Below are 16,294 nucleotides of genomic sequence, written 5' to 3' on the forward strand. Positions count from 1 at the left end.
AGAATTTTGAAACGAAAAGACGCCGCTGCCCAAGGGGTGGGCAACGGCGTCATTGCAGTGCCTAAAAAAGCGGCAAATCTGCATTTTTATCCTCCCTGTCGCGCAGCGATGGGGAGGTGGCAGCGGCGTAGCCGCTGACGGAGGGGCAATGACGCACCGGCGCGCCCCTCCACCACCGCTTCGCGGCGGTCCCCCTCCCCATGGCTTTGCCACAGGGAGGATATGGCCGTCAGCGGCCCATCGGTGCCGATGCGTCGGGAAGGTTTGCCTTGGTCCAGTTCGACCGCTCGATGACATAGGCGCGAATCGCCTCGGCATCGGCGGGGGTCAGCACTCTCGCAAAGCTGACCATGCCGCGGTCCTTGAGCGCGCCGTCGAGCAGCACCGATTTCCACGCGTCGGCATTGGACAGGGTGGCCGAGACCCGAAGGTCGGGGGTGAAACCGTTGCCGATCGCGCTGTCGCCGTGGCAGACTTGGCAATAGCGGCCGAAATGCGCCTTGCCCGCCGCGATCTGTTCCGGCGTGCCGGTCATCGCGGGCGGGGTCCAGGCAAGCGCGGTCGTCGCGGGCGCGGCGGGAAGCTTCGCGGTGCCGCCGATCTTGAGCACGACGAGGCGCGGGATGTTGGGCACCTTGCGCGTCACGCCGCCCGCGACCCCGGCGACGAGCGGGAAGGCGCCGCCCTTGCTGGTCATGAACGCCACATATTGCACACCGCCGACGCGGAAGGTCGACGGCGCGCTGACGATCCCCGACTGCATGTCGAGGTCGAGCAACTGCTTTCCCGTATCGGCGGCATAGGCGCGGAAGCGGCCGGTGCTGGTGCCCTGGAACACCAGATTGCCCGCGGTGGTCATCGTGCCGCCGTTCCACGCGGCGGGATAGTCGACCCCCCATGCGACCTTGCCGGTGCGCGGGTCGAAGGCGACAAGCCGCCCGGTGGTCGCGGCAACCGCGGCCTTGAACGCCGCCTTGTCGTCGGGGAGCATCGTCTTGTTGAGCGAGGTCCCGATATTGAAGCCGAGCACCTTCCTCTTGTCGAGCTCGTCCATGTCCTGGAGATAGCCCTGCGGGATCTGCTGCGCGGGGATGTAGACGAGCCCGGTCTTCGGGTTGAAGCTCATCGGATGCCAGTTATGTGCGCCGAGCGCGCCCGGCACCGCGATGAAGGGCTTGCCGGTCTTGTAGAAGCGCGCATCGGGATTCTCGATCGGACGTCCGGTCGCAAGGTCGTATCCGGTCGCCCAGTTGATCCCGTCGACGAAGGGCTTGGCGTCGATCAGCTTGCCGCTGGTGCGGTCGATGGTGAAGAAAAAGCCGTTCTTCGGCGCGTGGTACAGCACCTTCGTGGGGGTTCCGTTCACCGCCTGTTCGGCGAGGATGATCGGCTGCGTCGCGGTATAGTCCCACGTTTCCGCCGGGGTTTCCTGATAGTGCCACTTGTATTGACCGGTCGAAGCATCGAGCGCGACGATCGACGAGAGGAACCAGTTGTCGCCCTCGCCGTTCGAGCGCGTGCCGTGGTTCCACGGATTGCCATTGCCGACGCCGAGATAGATCTGGTCAAGATCCTTGTCGTAGACGATCGCGTCCCACACGGTACCGCCGCCGCCCGAGGTCTGCCATTCGCCCTTGTCGGACCAGGTCGCATTGGCCTTCGACGCGAAGATGTCGTCGCTGGCCGCGCCGTCCTTTTCCTTCTTCGGGTTGGGGGCGGTGTAGAAGCGCCAGCGTTCCTTGCCGGTGTCGGCGTCATAGGCGGTGACATAACCGCGCACCCCGAATTCGGCGCCGCCGTTGCCGATCAGCACCATATCCTTCACGACGCGCGGCGCGCCGGTGATCGTGTAAGGCTTCGAAGTGTCGAAGGTCTGCGTCGACCACAGCTCCTTGCCCGTCTTTTTGTCGAGCGCGATCAGGCGGCCGTCGAGCGCGCCGACGAAGAGTTTGTCGCCCCAGACGGCGACGCCGCGGTTGACGACGTCGCAGCAGGCGCTGACCGCGCGTTCGCCGGGAACCTTGGGATCGAACTTCCACAGCGGCTTGCCCGTCGCGGCGTCCCAGGCCGATACTTTGGACCAGGCGTGGGTAACGTACATCACACCGTCGACGACCACCGGCGTGGCTTCCTGCCCGCGCGCGTCGTCGAGATCGGCTGACCAGGCGAGGCCGAGCTGGCCGACATTCTTGTCGTTGATGTCGGTCAGCGGGCTGAAGCGCTGTTCGTCATAGCTGTAGCCGATGCCGGCCCAGTCATCGCCGTTGCCGCCGGTCTTGAGCAGGGCCTCGCTGGCCTTTTCGGCGTCGTCGAGCGAGCCGCCGCCCGAGATGCTGTCATTCTTCGACGCGTTGCACGCCGCCAGTGCCAATAGCGCGCCGCCCAGCAGCGCGGCCTTCCAGACCCGTTTCGCCATCCATGCTCTCCCCACGTCTATGCTTGACGTTAACGTCAAGTCTGCGCCCGATGCGGCAAGGGTGCAAGTGGGAAATTGGGGCGGGGACGATCGGTCAGCCGTCGCGGCGCAACGTGTAGATGCCGAGCACGTAACGATATTCCGCCGCATCCTCCGGCGTTCCATTCGTGCGAAGCTCACCCTGTTCGTCGACCCAGTCGAACCGTTCGAGGGTGAAGTCGGCGATCGCTTCGCCCCAGTCGAAAATGTCGCGCGCGGCGAAGCAGCGGTGCGCGTTGAAATAGACCTCGGTCTTTCGCCCGACGGGAAAGGAGATGTAGAGTCGGCCGCCGGGCGCGACGAGCCGCGCGATATTGGCAAAGCCGTGCTTGTGGCCGTCGGGATCGAGCGGATCGCCATAACGCCCGAGCCCGAAATGCTCGATCGCGTGGAGGCACGACACCGAATCGGCCTGCCCGAAGGCCGCGACATCGCCCTCGATCAGGTCGAGCACGGCATAGCGGATGTTCGGGTGCACGCTCGGCCGCATCGGGCGGATATCGATCACCTCGATCGGACGGAAGGTCGCGACATGCGCGACGAATCCGTCGATGCGCGAGCCGATGTCGAGGTGCCGCGCGGGCTTCGCATCGTGGACGAACTGGGCGACGAGCAGGTCCTGGTGGAAATATTGCCCCGATCCCGACCCGGCATTGCTCTCGAAATCGGTCAGGATCGGATAGTCGACGTCGACGCGCCCGCCCTTGGCGACAAAGGCCTTCCGGTCGCTGAAATAGCGGCGGAGCTTTTTCAAATGGCGCAGGCTGCGCGGATTGAAACCCGAGGAGAGCACCGCAACCCCGAGGCTGCGCAGGGTTGAGGCCATGGATGCTCCTAGACGAGGTGGGGTTGATGCCATCCCTTGGGACTTGCGGTGAAGATCTCGCACCCGGTCTCGGTAATGCCGATGCTATGCTCATATTGCGCGGACAGGCTGCGGTCGCGCGTCACCGCGGTCCAGCCGTCGGCGAGCATCTTCACCGCATATTTGCCCGTGTTGATCATCGGCTCGATCGTGAAGAACATGCCGGGGCGCAGTTCGGGACCGGTGCCGGGGCGTCCGGCGTGGACGACCTCGGGCGCGTCATGGAACATCTGCCCCAGTCCGTGGCCGCAGAAATCGCGGACGACCGAATAGCGGTGGCGCTCGGCATGCTGCTGGATCGCGTGCGCGACGTCGCCGATCGTGTTCCCCGGCTTCGCCTGTTCGATCCCGAGCATCAGGCACTCATAAGTCACCTCGACCAGCCGCCGCGCCTTGATCGGTACCTCGCCGACCAGATACATGCGGCTGGTGTCGCCGTGCCAGCCGTCGATGATGCTGGTGACGTCGACGTTGACGATATCGCCCTCGCGCACCGGCTTTTCGTCGGGGATGCCGTGGCACACGACGTGGTTGATGCTGGTGCAGCAGCTGTGGGTGAAACCGCGATAGCCGAGCGTCGCGGGAATGCCGCCGCCGTCGAGCATCATCGTGCGGACGAGGTCATCGATCGCCGCGGTGGTCACACCGGGCCGGATGAAAGGGACGAGCGCGTCGAGGATCTCGGCCGACAGCCGCCCCGCCTTGCGCATGCCGGCGAAACCCGCCTCGTCGTGCAGCTTGATCGTGCCGTCGCGCACCGGCGTGGGCGAGGCGGCGTCGGCGGTGGTCACGGAGACATAGTCGTACATGGGGGCAATATAGGCGAAGCAGCGCCGAAATGCGAGGGGCGTCGCGTCCGCCAGCGTGCGTGCGGATCAGGACGCGCGGCGGAAAAGGCCGAACAGCCCGCCGCGCGGTTTCTCGGGGACGGGAATCGCGTCGGGATCGTCGCCGATCATGTCCGCACGCTGGCGGCGCCACGCATGGAGCAGCATTTCGAACTCATGATCGGACAGGTCGTGCGCGGGGCGCCCGTCGCCGAGTCCCGTGCTGCTGGCGAAGAGCGCGTCGCGCGCGGCGCTGTAATCGGCAAATTGCTGATGCTTGTCGGCGCGGAGCTGGCGACGGACGATTGCATTGCGCCGGTCGCGCCAGTCCTTGATCATCTTCTCGGTCTCGGCCCGGAAGTGCGCCTTTTTTGTCGCTTCGCGCGCGGCGAGGAGCGAGGCGACCCTGCCGTCGTCTTCGCGCATCGTGTCGCACCAATAGGCGGCCTCGTACCAGGGCGCGACATCGTGCGCGCCGCCGAGCAGCACCATCGCGCGTGGCAGCCCGTGGTGCGCCGCGTCGCGGACGAGTGCCTGGTGAAAGCGTAGCGTGATGAAATAGCGGCCGAGTCGATCCGCTACCTGATCGATGCTCGCCGGCGTGCCGCGCTGCGGGTAGCCGGGGGCATTGTCACCGATCGCGCGATAGATGCGGCCGAGTCCGACGACGGTCAGGCTGTTGCCGATGTCGCGGAACCCGCCCTGCCATGCGGTGCCGGTTTTCGCCGCTTCGGCATTGATCGCCGCGAGGTCGCCCGCGCCGAAGGCAAAGACCTCATCGTCGTAGAAGCTCACCTCGAGCGGCCAGCTGTCGTCGTCGGGATCGCAATGGTCGGAAAGATCGGCGCCGATCGCCGTGACCGGTCCCTTTTCTGCATGGCGCGCCTCCTCGTCGGCCAGATCGACGGCGAGTTCGTCCCATCCGGTGACGCGTACCGTCGCGAGCGGGCGCGACAGGCACAGCGAACTGATGCGGTGCGGGTGTGCGAGCAGTTCCTCGGTCAGGAAGGCGTCGAGCTCATCGTGGTCGCCGCCGCGCATGACGCTGTCGAACCAGCGGTCGAACGCCTGCATCCCGTCGCCGTCGCCCAGCCAATGCTGCAATTGTGTCGTCATGGGAATCTCCGCTCGCGTTCGGGGCGGATACCTAGCGGGGCGGGGTAACGATCGGCTTAATAGCCGGAGGACAGACGCGGATGGCGGGCGCGTTTCGCGGCTTCGCGGGCCAGGGAGGTACGCCCCTCCCGCGAACGGGAGGGGCGGGGAATTACTCCGCGGCTTTCTCGGGCTTGGCCTTCGCCTTGCCCTTGCCGGCCTTGGGCGCAGCGGGGATGATTTCGAAGGTCAGCGGGTTGCCGACATGGGCATCCTCGCCGGTCTTCATCTTCACCTTGACCTCGCCGCCATGGACGAGCTTGCCGAAGAGCAGTTCCTCGGCGAGCGGCTGTTTGATCTTTTCCTGGATCAGGCGGCCCATCGGACGCGCGCCATAGAGCTTGTCATAGCCCTTGCCGGTCAGCCATTCGCGCGCCGCATCGTCGAGCTGGATGTGGACGTTGCGATCGGCGAGCTGCATTTCCAGCTGGAGGATGAACTTGTCGACGACGCGCGCGACGACCTCGGGCGGCAGGTAGCCGAAGGGCACGATCGCATCGAGGCGGTTGCGGAATTCGGGGGTGAACATGCGTTTCACCGCCTCTTCCTGCACATCCTCGCGCGTCGAGGCGCCGAAACCGATCGACTCGCGCGCCATGTCGCTGGCGCCCGCGTTGGTCGTCATGATCAGGATGACGTTGCGGAAGTCGACCGTCTTGCCGTGGTGATCGGTCAGGCGGCCGTTGTCCATCACCTGGAGCAGGATGTTGAACAGGTCGGGATGCGCCTTCTCGATCTCGTCGAGCAGCAGCACGCAGTGCGGGTTCTGGTCGATCGCGTCGGTGAGCAGCCCGCCCTGGTCGTACCCGACATAGCCCGGCGGCGCGCCGATCAGGCGGCTGACCGAATGGCGCTCCATATATTCGGACATGTCGAAACGCTGGAGCGGGATGCCCATGATCGACGCGAGCTGTTTGGCGACCTCGGTCTTGCCGACGCCGGTCGGGCCCGAGAAGAGATAGTTGCCGATCGGCTTCTCGGGGTCGCGCAGCCCCGCGCGGCTCAGCTTGATCGCCGACGACAGCACCTCGATCGCGGTGTTCTGGCCGAACACGACGCGCTTGAGGTCGGTCTCGAGCGTTTCGAGCACCTTCTTGTCGTCGCTCGACACCGATTTGGGCGGGATGCGCGCCATCGTCGCGATCACCGCCTCGATTTCCTTGGCGGTGATCGTCTTCTTGCGCTTCGACGGGGCGACGAGCATCTGCATCGCGCCGACCTCGTCGATCACGTCGATCGCCTTGTCGGGCAGCTTGCGGTCGTTGATGTAGCGCGCCGACAGCTCCACCGCGGCGTTGATCGCGTCGCTGGTATATTTGACGTTGTGATGGCTCTCGAACGCCTCGCGCAGCCCGGCGAGGATCTTCTTGGTGTCCTCGAGGGTCGGCTCGATCACGTCGATCTTCTGGAAGCGGCGCAGCAGCGCGCGATCCTTTTCGAAGTGATTGCGGAATTCCTTGTACGTCGTCGAGCCGATGCAGCGGATCACGCCGCCCGACAATGCGGGCTTCAGGAGGTTCGACGCGTCCATCGCGCCGCCGCTGGTGGCCCCCGCACCGATCACCGTGTGGATTTCGTCGATAAACAGGATCGCGTGCGGCAGGCCTTCGAGTTCGGTCACGACCTGCTTCAGCCGCTCCTCGAAATCGCCGCGATAGCGCGTGCCCGCGAGCAGCGCGCCCATGTCGAGCGAATAGATCACCGCGGGCAGCAGCACCTCGGGGACGTCGCCCTCGACGATCTTGCGCGCGAGGCCTTCGGCGATCGCGGTCTTGCCGACGCCGGGATCGCCGACATAGAGCGGGTTGTTCTTGCTGCGACGGCAGAGAATCTGGATCGTGCGGTCGACCTCGGCGCTGCGGCCGATCAGCGGATCGACCTTGCCGCCCTTCGCCTTTTCGTTGAGATTGACCGTGAACTGGTCGAGCGCGGTTTCCTTCTTGTTTTTCGCGTCCGACTTGTCCTTCGCCTCTTCCTTCTCCTCGGGCTCGGCCTGCGCCGCGGGCTTGCCGCCCTTGCCGACGCCGTGGCTGAGGTAGGAGACCGCGTCGAGCCGCGTCAGGTCCTGCTGCTGGAGGAAATAGACGGCATAGGATTCGCGTTCGGAGAAGAGCGCGACGAGCACGTTGGCGCCCGTCACCTCGTCCTTGCCCGACGACTGGACGTGCAGGATCGCGCGCTGGACGACGCGCTGGAAGCCGCTGGTGGGGGAGGGGTCGCTGTGCCCCTCGACCTTCAAACTGTCGAGTTCGGTGTCGAGATAATGGACCACCGCCGACTGCAGGTCGTCGAGCGCGACGCCGCACGCGCGCATCACCTCGGCGGCATGATCGTCGTCGATCAGCGCATAGAGCAGATGTTCGAGCGTCGCATATTCGTGATGCCGCTCCGATGCGGCCTTCAGCGCATTATGCAGGGTCTTTTCGAGGCTCTCCGAAAAAGACGGCATGGGCTTATCTCCTTGCGGGATCAGCCGGGGAGAGGCTGCCCCTAGGACAACAACGTGGCGACGCCGCCGCCCCGCCGCAAGGGAAAAGCGGAGGCGCATGTGAAATTACGATGACAGGCTTTGCAGTATGGTTAACGGCGCGTCAGGATTCTGGGGCGACCCTCCCTGTCGCATCGCGATGGGAGCCGTAGGCCTTATCCCTTCTTGAACAGCGCCTCCGCGCTCGCCTTGAAACCACCCGCGGCGTCGCGGTGCTTCTTCGTGCGTTCGATCTCGCCTTCGAGCACCGCGATGCGGTCGTCGAGTTCGGCAACCGACAGCGGGTCGAGCGGCTGCTTGGTCAGCGCCGCCAGCAAATCGTCGCGGCGGCGGGGAAGGTCGTCGTCGTCCATCGCACCGAGCCTCTTCTTTTACCGGCGTTTTTCGGGCGGGACTGTTGACCCGCGGCGCCGTGCTGTCAATAAGGCGCGCCTGTGGGAAACAGGGGGACAGAGCGTGACCAGCTTGCCGACCAGCATGACCGCCATCGCGATCCGCGAGCCGGGCGGACCCGAGGTTCTGGTGTCCGAGGAGCGGCCGGTGCCGCAACCGCGGCCGGGGGAGGTGCTGATCCGCGTCGCCGCAGCGGGTGTGAACCGTCCCGACCTCCTCCAGCGCATGGGCCATTATCCGCCGCCGCCGGGGGCATCGGACCTGCCGGGGCTCGAGATCGCGGGCACGATCGTCGCGGTCGGGCCGGGCGGCGACCCCGAACAGCTGGGGCAACATGTCTGCGCGCTCGTCGCGGGCGGCGGCTATGCCGAATATTGCACCGCGCCGGCGGGCAGCTGCCTGCCCGTACCGCGCGGTTTTTCGATGGCCGAGGCGGCGGCGCTGCCCGAAACCCTCTTCACCGTGTGGCACAATCTGTTCGAGCGCGCCTGGGTCGCGGAGGGCGAGACCGTGCTGGTGCACGGCGGCACGAGCGGCATCGGCACCACCGCGATCGGGCTGTGCAAACTCTTTGACATCAAGGTCATCGTGACCTGCGGCAGCGCCGACAAATGCGCCGCCGCGACCGCGCTCGGCGCGGACCTGGCGATCGACTATTCGACCGGGGATTATGTCGAGGCGGTGAAGGCCTTTACCGGCGGGCGCGGGGTCGATGCGGTGCTCGACATGGTCGGCGGCGACTATGTGCCGCGCAATCTTGCCTGCCTCGCCGACGACGGGCGCCACGTCACCATCGCCTTCCAGCGCGGCGCCAGGACCGAGATCGACATTGCGCAGGTCATGCGCCGCCGGCTGACGCTGACCGGATCGACGCTGCGTGCGCGCAGCGCCGATTTCAAGGCCGCGCTCGCCGACGAGATCCACCGCACGCTCTGGCCGCGCCTGTCCGACGGCGCGTGGAAACCCGCCATGGATCAGGCTTTCCCCCTCGCCGAGGCGGCCGCCGCGCACGCGCGGATGCAGGCGGGCGCGCATGTCGGAAAGATCGTGCTGACGGTGGGCTGACCCCGGCCGGCGGTTGACAAAGCGGGCGGGGGCCAGCACCGGCATCGCCGAACGCAAAGGGCGTTCGCAGCCGGAGATTGTCGTGACCGTTCGTTCGCTTTTCCTTGAAGATCTTGAAATCGGTCAGGCCTGGACCGGGGCACCGATCGAGATGAACGAGGCGGACATCATCCGGTTCGCGCGCGAATTCGATCCGCAGCCGATGCATGTCGACCCGGCCGGGGCGGCACAGGGGCGGTTCGGCGGGATCATCGCGAGCGGCTGGCACGTCGCGTCGGTGGTGATGCGCGAATTCGTCGACACCGCGCCCTTCGGCGCGACGCCGCTGCTCGGGCTCAAGGTCGACGACCTGCAATGGCTGCGCCCCGTGCGGCCGGGCGACCGGCTGACCGTGCGGCGCGAGATTGTCGATGTCCGCCGGTCGGCCAGCAAGCCCGATCGCGGCGTTGTCACGATGCGGATGACGGTCACGAACCAGGCGGGCGAGGTGGCGATGTCCTTCCTCAACCTGATCCAGTTGCCGGCCCGGCCGCAATAGCCGGGACACGGCGACCGGGGCCGCAGCCTGCGCCCTTGCCCCGGGCGGCGATCCGGTCTACAACCCTCGCCGGAACGGCCGCCCCGCGAGGGGCGGCCCTTATTATTTCCGCTTGGAGAAACCCGGCCATGGCCAATGTAGACGCCACCCCGCTGATGCCGCACGCGACCGCCGCCTGGCTGGTCGACAACACCGGTCTCACCTTTGCGCAGATCGCCGAATATTGCGGCATTCACGTGCTCGAGGTCCAGGCGATCGCCGACGAGACCGCCGCGACCAAATATACCGGCCGCGATCCGGTGCGCGCGAACGAGCTTGCGGTCGAAGAGATCGAAAAGGGCCAGAACGACCCCAATTACAAGCTCAAGATGAGCAAGCAGGCGCAGGACACGATCCGTCGCACCCGCGGGCCGCGCTACACCCCGGTGAGCAAGCGTCAGGACAAGCCCGACGGCATCGCGTGGATCCTGAAGAACCACCCCGAGGTGTCGGACGGCGCGATCGGCAAGCTGATCGGCACCACCCGCAACACGATCGGTGCGATCCGCGACCGCAGCCACTGGAACAGCGCGAACATCGTGCCCAAGGATCCGGTGACCCTCGGCCTCTGCTCGCAGCGCGAACTCGATGCGCTGGTCGCCAAGGCTGCGAAAAAGGCGGGCATCAAGGCGCCCGAGGACAGCCGCCTCGAAGGCGACCGCGAGGCGCTGCTCGAGGAACTGCGCGCCGAACGCGTTGCCGCCGCCGAAGCGCGCGCCGCCGAGGAAGCCGCGAACGACGAAACGGCCGCCTGACGCATGTCGGGGGTCGACGACGAGGGTATTCCGGCGGCCAGCGGCTCGCCGGATGTCTCGCTCACCCAGGACGACAGCTTCACCGCGACCAGCCACGCCGGGCTGACCTATCCCTGGGGCGATGCCGCACCGGGGCCGGGTGAGACGATCCGCATCGCGCCGGGGATCCGCTGGGCGCGCATCCCGATGCCGGGGTCGCTCGGTCATATCAACAGCTGGCTGCTCGACGATGTCACCGCCGACGGTGACGACGGCGTCGCGGTGGTCGACACCGGCGTGTGCCTGACCATCTGTTCGGATGCGTGGAAGGCGCTTTATGCGGGCGCGCTCAGGGACGTGCCGGTCACCCGCGTCATCGGCACGCACCTGCACCCCGACCATATCGGCCTTGCCGGCTGGATCGCGAAGAAGAAGGGCGTCCAGCTGTGGATGACGCGCGGCGAGATGCTCACCGCGCGGATGATCGTCGGCGATACCGGCGAGACGGTGCCCGAAGAGGCGCTCGCGCAATCGCGCGCGGCGGGCTGGGACGACGAACAGATCGAAGCGCAGAAGAATGGCGGCTGGGGCCGCTTCGCCATGGTGATGTACCCGCTGCCGCGCAGCTACACGCGGATCAAGGACGGCGATGTCCTCGGCATGGGGCCGCACAAATGGCGCGTCGTCGTCGGATCGGGGCACAGCCCCGAACATGCGTGCCTGTGGAACGAGCGCGAGGGCGTGCTGGTGTCGGGCGACCAGGTGTTGCCGCGGATCAGTTCGAACGTGTCGATCAACATCACCGAGCCCGAGGCCGATCCGCTGGGCGAATGGCTGGCGTCGATCGACAAGCTGATCGCGACGGTGCCGGGCGATGTCACCACCTGTCCGGCGCACGGCCAGCCCTTCAAGGGGCTGCACGTCCGGCTGATGGCGCTGCGCGACGAGCATCGCATGCGGCTCTACAACCTCGCCGAGGCGATCGCGAAGGCGCCGATGCGCGCGGTCGAGAGCTTTCCCTTGCTGTTCAATCGGCCGATCGGACCCGAACAACTGGGCATGGCGACCGGCGAGGCGCTGGCGCATCTTAAGCGGCTCGAGGTCGAAGGGCGCGTGCGCAAGGAAGATCGCGACGGGGTGTGGTGGTATCACGGGGTGGCGTGAGGGCGCGCGGCGTCCTGTTCGCGGCGCTCTTCGCGGCGGCGTCGCCGTCGGCCGTCGCGGCCACGGACCCCGATGCTGATGCACCGTCCGCGTCCGATGTAGCCGAGGATATCGTCGTCACCGCGCGTCGCTCGGGCGCGCCGATGTGGACGATCGCGACGTCCGCCGGAACGATCATCCTGGTCGGCGAGATCGCGGCGGTTCCGAAGGCGACGCCCTGGCGTCCCGAGCGGCTCGAAGGTGCGACCGACCGCGCGCAGCGTGTCATTCTGGGAACCCGGGCGAAAGTCTCGCCGGGCGACATCTTGCGGCTGATCTTCAGGGGCGGCGGGCTCACCAAATTGCCGAAAGGACGAGTTGCGGGCGACTATCTGACCCCGACCCAGATGGCGCGGTTGCAGGCGCTCGAAACGCGCTTCGACCAGAATTATGCGCGTTCCAACTTCCTGATGACGGCGTTCGACCTGCTTTCGAAGCGGCTGGCGTTCAACAAGGACACGACCGACGACGCGTCCGATGTCGTGCGCAAGGCGGCGCGGCAGTCGAAAATTCCGATGCAGCCGGTCGGCGAGGTGCGCGGCGAGGACATGCTCGACAATCTGTTCGCGGCGGCGCCCGAAACGCACATCGCGTGCCTCGAAGCGGCGATGGCGGCGACCGAGGCGGGCGGCGACGTCGTCACCGAGCGCGGCCGGGCGTGGACGGCGTTCGACGTGCCCGCGGTGATGGCGAACCCGCTCGAAGATGCGCTCGGGCGCTGCTGGCCGTGGACGAACGATGGTTTCGGACCGGCGCTGCGCCAGACGTGGGTCGACGCCATCACCGACTCCGCGGCGCGTCCGGGGGTCACTTTGGCGGTGGTGCCGCTGCGCATCCTCGCCGAAGAGGATGGCGTGCTCGACCGGCTCGCGCGGCAGGACCTTGCGATCACCGGCCCCGCGTGGCGGCCGTCGGTCACTCCCCGCGGTGCATCACCCAACTGAACGCCATCGCGTTGAAGATGGTGTAGAGGCCATAGAGCATCAGCCCGGTGAACCAGTTGCGCGTCGCGATTGCCATCGCGCCGACCAGCAACAGATATTCGAAGACATAGGTGATATGGGGCCCGACCTTGTCGGCGAGCGGGCGCACCATCTGCTGGATCAGCGGGTCGTCGCTTTCCATGAAGGCGCGGTGCATCGCGAAATTGCCGATGCCCGCGGCGAAAATGGCGATGATCGCGATCCACATGGCGACCAAATGGGGCGTACGGGGTGGAAATGCCAGCGGATTTGCGGCTATGGACCGGATGGATGCGGTATGGCCGCGTCCCACGATCGACCGGACCGGCGCCTTGCCTCCCCAGCGAAGGACCTCTTCGATGAATCCCTTTCCCCGTCTCGCGATGCTCGGCCTGTTCACGGCGACCGCGCCGCTCGCGCTTCATGCGGCCGAACCCGTCGCTGGACAGCCCGTGACGGAGGCGCCGGCCGTGTCGGAGCCCGTACCCGTCGCGACCGATCCGTTGCTGACCAATCCGGTGCCCGCGCCGCCGGTCGAGCCCGAGCCGCGCCTGCCGGCCCCGGTGCGCGCGATGCTCGACGCCGCGGTTGCGAGCGGCAAGGACAGCGAGGTCGAGACCGTCGCCAAATTCGCAAAGGGCACCAACCCCGCGGCGGCCGAAGAGATCGACCTGATCGTTGCCGATTTCCGGGCGGCGCGGACCCAGGCGAAGCAGGCCGAGGCCGACGCCGCGCGCGCCAGGCTGGCGAGCGCCAAATTCTGGCAGAACTGGAAGGGCGAGGGGCAGATCGGCGGGTCGCTGAGCAGCGGCAACACCCGCTCGGCGGGGCTGAGCGCCGGGGTCGCGCTCGCGCGCAAGGGCATCGACTGGACGCACAAGTTCCGCAGCCAGGCCGATTATCAGCGCACCAACGGCAAGACCTCGGTCGAACGCTATCTCGTCGAGGTCGAGCCGCAATATCGCATCGATAACCGCGGCTTCGCTTACGGGCTGGGGCGATGGGAACATGACCGCATCCTCGGCTATGACACGCGCTGGAACCTTTCGGCTGGGCTCGGCTACAAGCTTCTCAACGGCAAGAAGGTCGCGCTCAGCGTCAAGGGCGGTCCCGCCTGGCGCATGACCGATTTCATCACGGGCGCGCGCGACGGCGAACTCACCGGGCTCGCGGGGCTCGATTTCGGCTGGCAATTGTCGCCGACGTTGCGGCTGACGCAGGTCGCCTCAACGATCGTCGGCGAAGCGAACAGCTCGACCAGTTCGCAGACCGCGCTCAACGCCAAGATCAACAGCGCGCTGTCGGCACGCATCGCCTATTCGGCCCAGATCGACTCCTCGCCGCCGCCGGGGGTCGAAAGCGTCGACACGCAGACGCGCTTCACTCTGGTCTACGGCTTTTAGTCGAAGGCGTTGGTGCCGCCGATTTCCTGCCCCTCGGCGAGCAGGCCGGCGCCGGGGACATGGTTGAACTCGATGCGGATGCCGTCGGGGTCCTCGAACAGGATCGAATAATAGCCCGGTGCCCACGGCTCTTCCCGCGGACCGTGGACAAGGACGATGTCGGTCCGGTCCTTGAGGAAGGCATGAATCCGGTCGACCGCGTCGCGGTGGCGCAGGCGGAAACAGGCGTGGTGGAGCCCCGGTGCCCCCTGATCGAAGCGCTTGCCGGCATTCTCGGGCGAACCGGTGCGGATGCCGATCGCCGTGCGTCCGCCGACGCCATAGAGCATATGCTCGCTGTCGAGCACGACCTTGAGGTCGAGATAGGCGATGACGTCGCGCCAGAAAGCGGTCGAGCGCGCAAAGTCGCCCGCGGTCAGGATGACGTGCGCGACGCCGTTGAGATCGCTCACTTGCTGTCCCCTATTTGATCGCCGCCAGCGTGTAGAGGAATTCGGCGAAACCCATCGTCGCATCGACCAGCCCCGCGACCTTGGGGTTGGTCGAATCGACGAGGAAATATTCGTCGGGGGCGTGCGCCCCCGACCCGTGACCGATGCCGAAATGTGCCGCGGGGATCGACACCGGCGGCGCGGTGAAGGTCGACCCCGGCCAGCTTCCCGCCATCCGCGGGTTGAGGCTCGTCGCGACGCCGAGCGTCTTGTAGGTCGCGAGTTCGGACCGGACGAGACGGCTGTTCTCGTCGACCTCGGTCGGGTCGTACCCGCCCGACACATTGACCTCGACGTCGGTGAAGCCATGCTTGTCGAGATGCGCGCGGAGCTTCTTCTCGGCCTCGGCGCGCGTCTGGTTGGGGACGAGGCGCAGGTCGAGCTTGGCGACCGCGCGGCCGGGCAGCACGGTCTTGCCGCCGGGGCCGGTATAGCCCGCGACGAGCCCCTCGATATTGACCGTCGGTTCCTGCGCGAGACGGATCAGCGCGTCGTCGTAAGCGAGATTGTCGATCCAGTGCGTTATGCCGAGCGCGGCCTTCTGCTGCGCTTCGTCGCCGGCCTTCGCCGCCTCGCGGATCAGGCTCTTCTCGCGCTCGCTCAAGGGGCGGACATTTTCGAACCAGCCCTCGATCGCGGGGGTGTTGCCGTCGGGCGTGACGAGCGTCTGGAGCGCCTGCACCAGCCGCCACGCGGGCGAATCGACCATCGCCTTCAGGCTCGAATGCACGTCGCCCTTCGGTCCGCGGCCCCATTTCTCGCCGCTCGCGACCAGTTCCAGCTCGATGATTCCCTTCGACCCCAGGTTGACGGTGACATTGCCCGTCTTGCCCTGCGAGGCGAAGGGGATGAAGATACCTTCGCATTTCTTCAGCGCGGCGAGAATATTCGGTTTGGTCGCGATCTGGCGGAAATGCGGCGAGCCGATTTCCTCCTCGCCCTCGCAGACGAGGACGATGTTGACGGGCAGCTTCGCCTTCGCGGCGCGGATCGCGTGGAGCGCGGCGAGGAAGGTCGCCTCGGGGCCCTTCTGGTTGACCGCGCCGCGGCCCATGATCGCCTGGCCGAAACCGGGGCGATCGACCATCCTGCCCTCGAGCGGCGGCGACGACCATTCGGCCGGATCGAACTGCTTGACGTCGTACATGAAATAGATGCCGAGGGTGCGCGGCGCGCCGACGTCGATCGTGCCGAACACGCCCGGATGGCCGTCGGTCGGCACGATCTCGACATTGGTGAAGCCGGCGTCCTTCGCAAGCTCGGCCATATAGGCCGCCCCCTCGGCCATGTTGCGGTTTTCGGCGGCGATCGAGGGGAGAGCGATCCAGTCGCGGATGCGCTTGATCGAGGCGACCTTGCCCGCCTCGGCCGCCTTGCGGATGTCGGCCATCGGACCCTGTGCGGCGAGGCCGGGCAGCGGCCGCATCAGCATCGCCCCCGCTCCGAGCATCGCGGAACCGCGAATCAAGTCGCGGCGGTTCAGCTTGTCGACGTTACGGAAATCCATGCCGCGTCCCCTGGCTGCCTATGTTGCGGGGAGTGTTCTTCAAATTGGAGGAGATGGCAAGGCGGCACCGGCGGGATCCCGGCCTTCGCCGCGATCTCGCCGTTTCGGAGGTTTCAGGTCGTGAGGGCGTGACCCCGGCCTTTGCCGGGGTGACGGAGAGGGAGTTGGA

Annotated in this window: 15 protein-coding genes; 6 read left to right on the top strand and 9 right to left on the bottom strand. The window is 66.7% G+C overall.

From position 1 onward, the window contains the following. Positions 1-229 precede the first annotated feature (229 nt). The 6 genes from EAO27_RS01070 to EAO27_RS01095 all read right to left on the bottom strand — a co-directional run bounded on the left by EAO27_RS01070 (position 230) and on the right by EAO27_RS01095 (position 8,143). Positions 230-2,416 carry a PQQ-dependent dehydrogenase, methanol/ethanol family gene (locus tag EAO27_RS01070; RefSeq protein ID WP_242776235.1) on the bottom strand — a complete coding sequence of 729 codons (2,187 nt, stop codon included), beginning with the start codon at positions 2,414-2,416 and terminating at the stop codon, positions 230-232. Positions 2,417-2,510: 94 nt separating this feature from the next. Beyond that, positions 2,511-3,281 (bottom strand): DUF268 domain-containing protein, encoded by a 771-nt coding sequence (locus tag EAO27_RS01075; RefSeq protein WP_242776237.1) that lies wholly within the window; start codon positions 3,279-3,281, stop codon positions 2,511-2,513. An 8-nt stretch (positions 3,282-3,289) separates the two neighbouring features. After that, positions 3,290-4,129, bottom strand: coding sequence for a type I methionyl aminopeptidase (map, locus tag EAO27_RS01080; RefSeq protein ID WP_242776239.1), 840 nt, complete (start codon positions 4,127-4,129; stop codon positions 3,290-3,292). Positions 4,130-4,195: 66 nt separating this feature from the next. Continuing rightward, on the bottom strand, positions 4,196-5,263 hold the full coding sequence (locus EAO27_RS01085; protein WP_242776241.1) for a hypothetical protein: 1,068 nt from the start codon (positions 5,261-5,263) through the stop codon (positions 4,196-4,198). Positions 5,264-5,414: 151 nt separating this feature from the next. Beyond that, complete coding sequence (gene clpA / locus EAO27_RS01090) at positions 5,415-7,751, bottom strand: ATP-dependent Clp protease ATP-binding subunit ClpA (RefSeq protein ID WP_242776243.1); 2,337 nt, start codon at positions 7,749-7,751, stop codon at positions 5,415-5,417. A 194-nt stretch (positions 7,752-7,945) separates the two neighbouring features. After that, positions 7,946-8,143, bottom strand: coding sequence for a DUF1192 domain-containing protein (locus tag EAO27_RS01095; RefSeq protein ID WP_242776245.1), 198 nt, complete (start codon positions 8,141-8,143; stop codon positions 7,946-7,948). Between the two features lie 103 nt (positions 8,144-8,246). Between EAO27_RS01095 and EAO27_RS01100 the strand changes: the two genes are divergently transcribed. The 5 genes from EAO27_RS01100 to EAO27_RS01120 all read left to right on the top strand — a co-directional run bounded on the left by EAO27_RS01100 (position 8,247) and on the right by EAO27_RS01120 (position 12,706). Beyond that, positions 8,247-9,248, top strand: coding sequence for an NAD(P)H-quinone oxidoreductase (locus EAO27_RS01100; RefSeq protein ID WP_242776247.1), 1,002 nt, complete (start codon positions 8,247-8,249; stop codon positions 9,246-9,248). Between the two features lie 82 nt (positions 9,249-9,330). Beyond that, positions 9,331-9,786, top strand: a complete 456-nt coding sequence (locus EAO27_RS01105; RefSeq protein WP_242776249.1) for a MaoC family dehydratase — start codon at positions 9,331-9,333, stop codon at positions 9,784-9,786. 155 nt (positions 9,787-9,941) lie between these two features. After that, on the top strand, positions 9,942-10,580 hold the full coding sequence (locus tag EAO27_RS01110; RefSeq protein WP_242780376.1) for a DUF1013 domain-containing protein: 639 nt from the start codon (positions 9,942-9,944) through the stop codon (positions 10,578-10,580). 3 nt (positions 10,581-10,583) lie between these two features. Beyond that, positions 10,584-11,723, top strand: a complete 1,140-nt coding sequence (locus EAO27_RS01115) for an MBL fold metallo-hydrolase (protein WP_242776251.1) — start codon at positions 10,584-10,586, stop codon at positions 11,721-11,723. Next, the gene (locus tag EAO27_RS01120; RefSeq protein ID WP_242776253.1) at positions 11,720-12,706 is read left to right on the top strand and encodes a TraB/GumN family protein; all 987 of its coding nucleotides are present in this window, start codon (positions 11,720-11,722) and stop codon (positions 12,704-12,706) included. The genes EAO27_RS01115 and EAO27_RS01120 overlap by 4 nt, the downstream gene beginning before the upstream one ends. Here the strand turns inward: EAO27_RS01120 and EAO27_RS01125 are convergent. Beyond that, entirely contained in the window at positions 12,678-12,953 is a 276-nt protein-coding gene (locus EAO27_RS01125) for a hypothetical protein (protein WP_242776255.1), read from the bottom strand. The two genes, EAO27_RS01120 and EAO27_RS01125, sit on opposite strands and share 29 nt — an antisense overlap. Before the next feature lie 130 nt (positions 12,954-13,083). Between EAO27_RS01125 and EAO27_RS01130 the strand changes: the two genes are divergently transcribed. Beyond that, positions 13,084-14,127 (top strand): DUF481 domain-containing protein, encoded by a 1,044-nt coding sequence (locus EAO27_RS01130; RefSeq protein ID WP_242776257.1) that lies wholly within the window; start codon positions 13,084-13,086, stop codon positions 14,125-14,127. On the opposite strand, the gene EAO27_RS01135 is transcribed toward EAO27_RS01130, so the two are convergent. Beyond that, positions 14,124-14,579, bottom strand: coding sequence for a VOC family protein (locus EAO27_RS01135; RefSeq protein WP_242776259.1), 456 nt, complete (start codon positions 14,577-14,579; stop codon positions 14,124-14,126). The two genes, EAO27_RS01130 and EAO27_RS01135, sit on opposite strands and share 4 nt — an antisense overlap. A gap of 10 nt (positions 14,580-14,589) precedes the next feature. Next, on the bottom strand, positions 14,590-16,125 hold the full coding sequence (locus EAO27_RS01140; protein ID WP_242776261.1) for a M20/M25/M40 family metallo-hydrolase: 1,536 nt from the start codon (positions 16,123-16,125) through the stop codon (positions 14,590-14,592). Positions 16,126-16,294 lie beyond the last annotated feature (169 nt).

Origin of the sequence: Sphingopyxis sp. YF1 (assembly GCF_022701295.1) — a bacterium.
Classification (GTDB): Bacteria; Pseudomonadota; Alphaproteobacteria; order Sphingomonadales; family Sphingomonadaceae; genus Sphingopyxis.

Coding starts and splice junctions, on each gene's coding strand:
- EAO27_RS01070 (WP_242776235.1), bottom strand. CDS start 2,416: ATGGCGAAACGGGTCTGGAAGGCCGCGCTGCTGGGCGGCGCGCTATTG.
- EAO27_RS01075 (WP_242776237.1), bottom strand. CDS start 3,281: ATGGCCTCAACCCTGCGCAGCCTCGGGGTTGCGGTGCTCTCCTCGGGT.
- map (WP_242776239.1), bottom strand. CDS start 4,129: ATGTACGACTATGTCTCCGTGACCACCGCCGACGCCGCCTCGCCCACG.
- EAO27_RS01085 (WP_242776241.1), bottom strand. CDS start 5,263: ATGACGACACAATTGCAGCATTGGCTGGGCGACGGCGACGGGATGCAG.
- clpA (WP_242776243.1), bottom strand. CDS start 7,751: ATGCCGTCTTTTTCGGAGAGCCTCGAAAAGACCCTGCATAATGCGCTG.
- EAO27_RS01095 (WP_242776245.1), bottom strand. CDS start 8,143: ATGGACGACGACGACCTTCCCCGCCGCCGCGACGATTTGCTGGCGGCG.
- EAO27_RS01110 (WP_242780376.1), top strand. CDS start 9,942: ATGCCGCACGCGACCGCCGCCTGGCTGGTCGACAACACCGGTCTCACC.
- EAO27_RS01115 (WP_242776251.1), top strand. CDS start 10,584: ATGTCGGGGGTCGACGACGAGGGTATTCCGGCGGCCAGCGGCTCGCCG.
- EAO27_RS01125 (WP_242776255.1), bottom strand. CDS start 12,953: ATGTGGATCGCGATCATCGCCATTTTCGCCGCGGGCATCGGCAATTTC.
- EAO27_RS01130 (WP_242776257.1), top strand. CDS start 13,084: ATGAATCCCTTTCCCCGTCTCGCGATGCTCGGCCTGTTCACGGCGACC.
- EAO27_RS01140 (WP_242776261.1), bottom strand. CDS start 16,125: ATGGATTTCCGTAACGTCGACAAGCTGAACCGCCGCGACTTGATTCGC.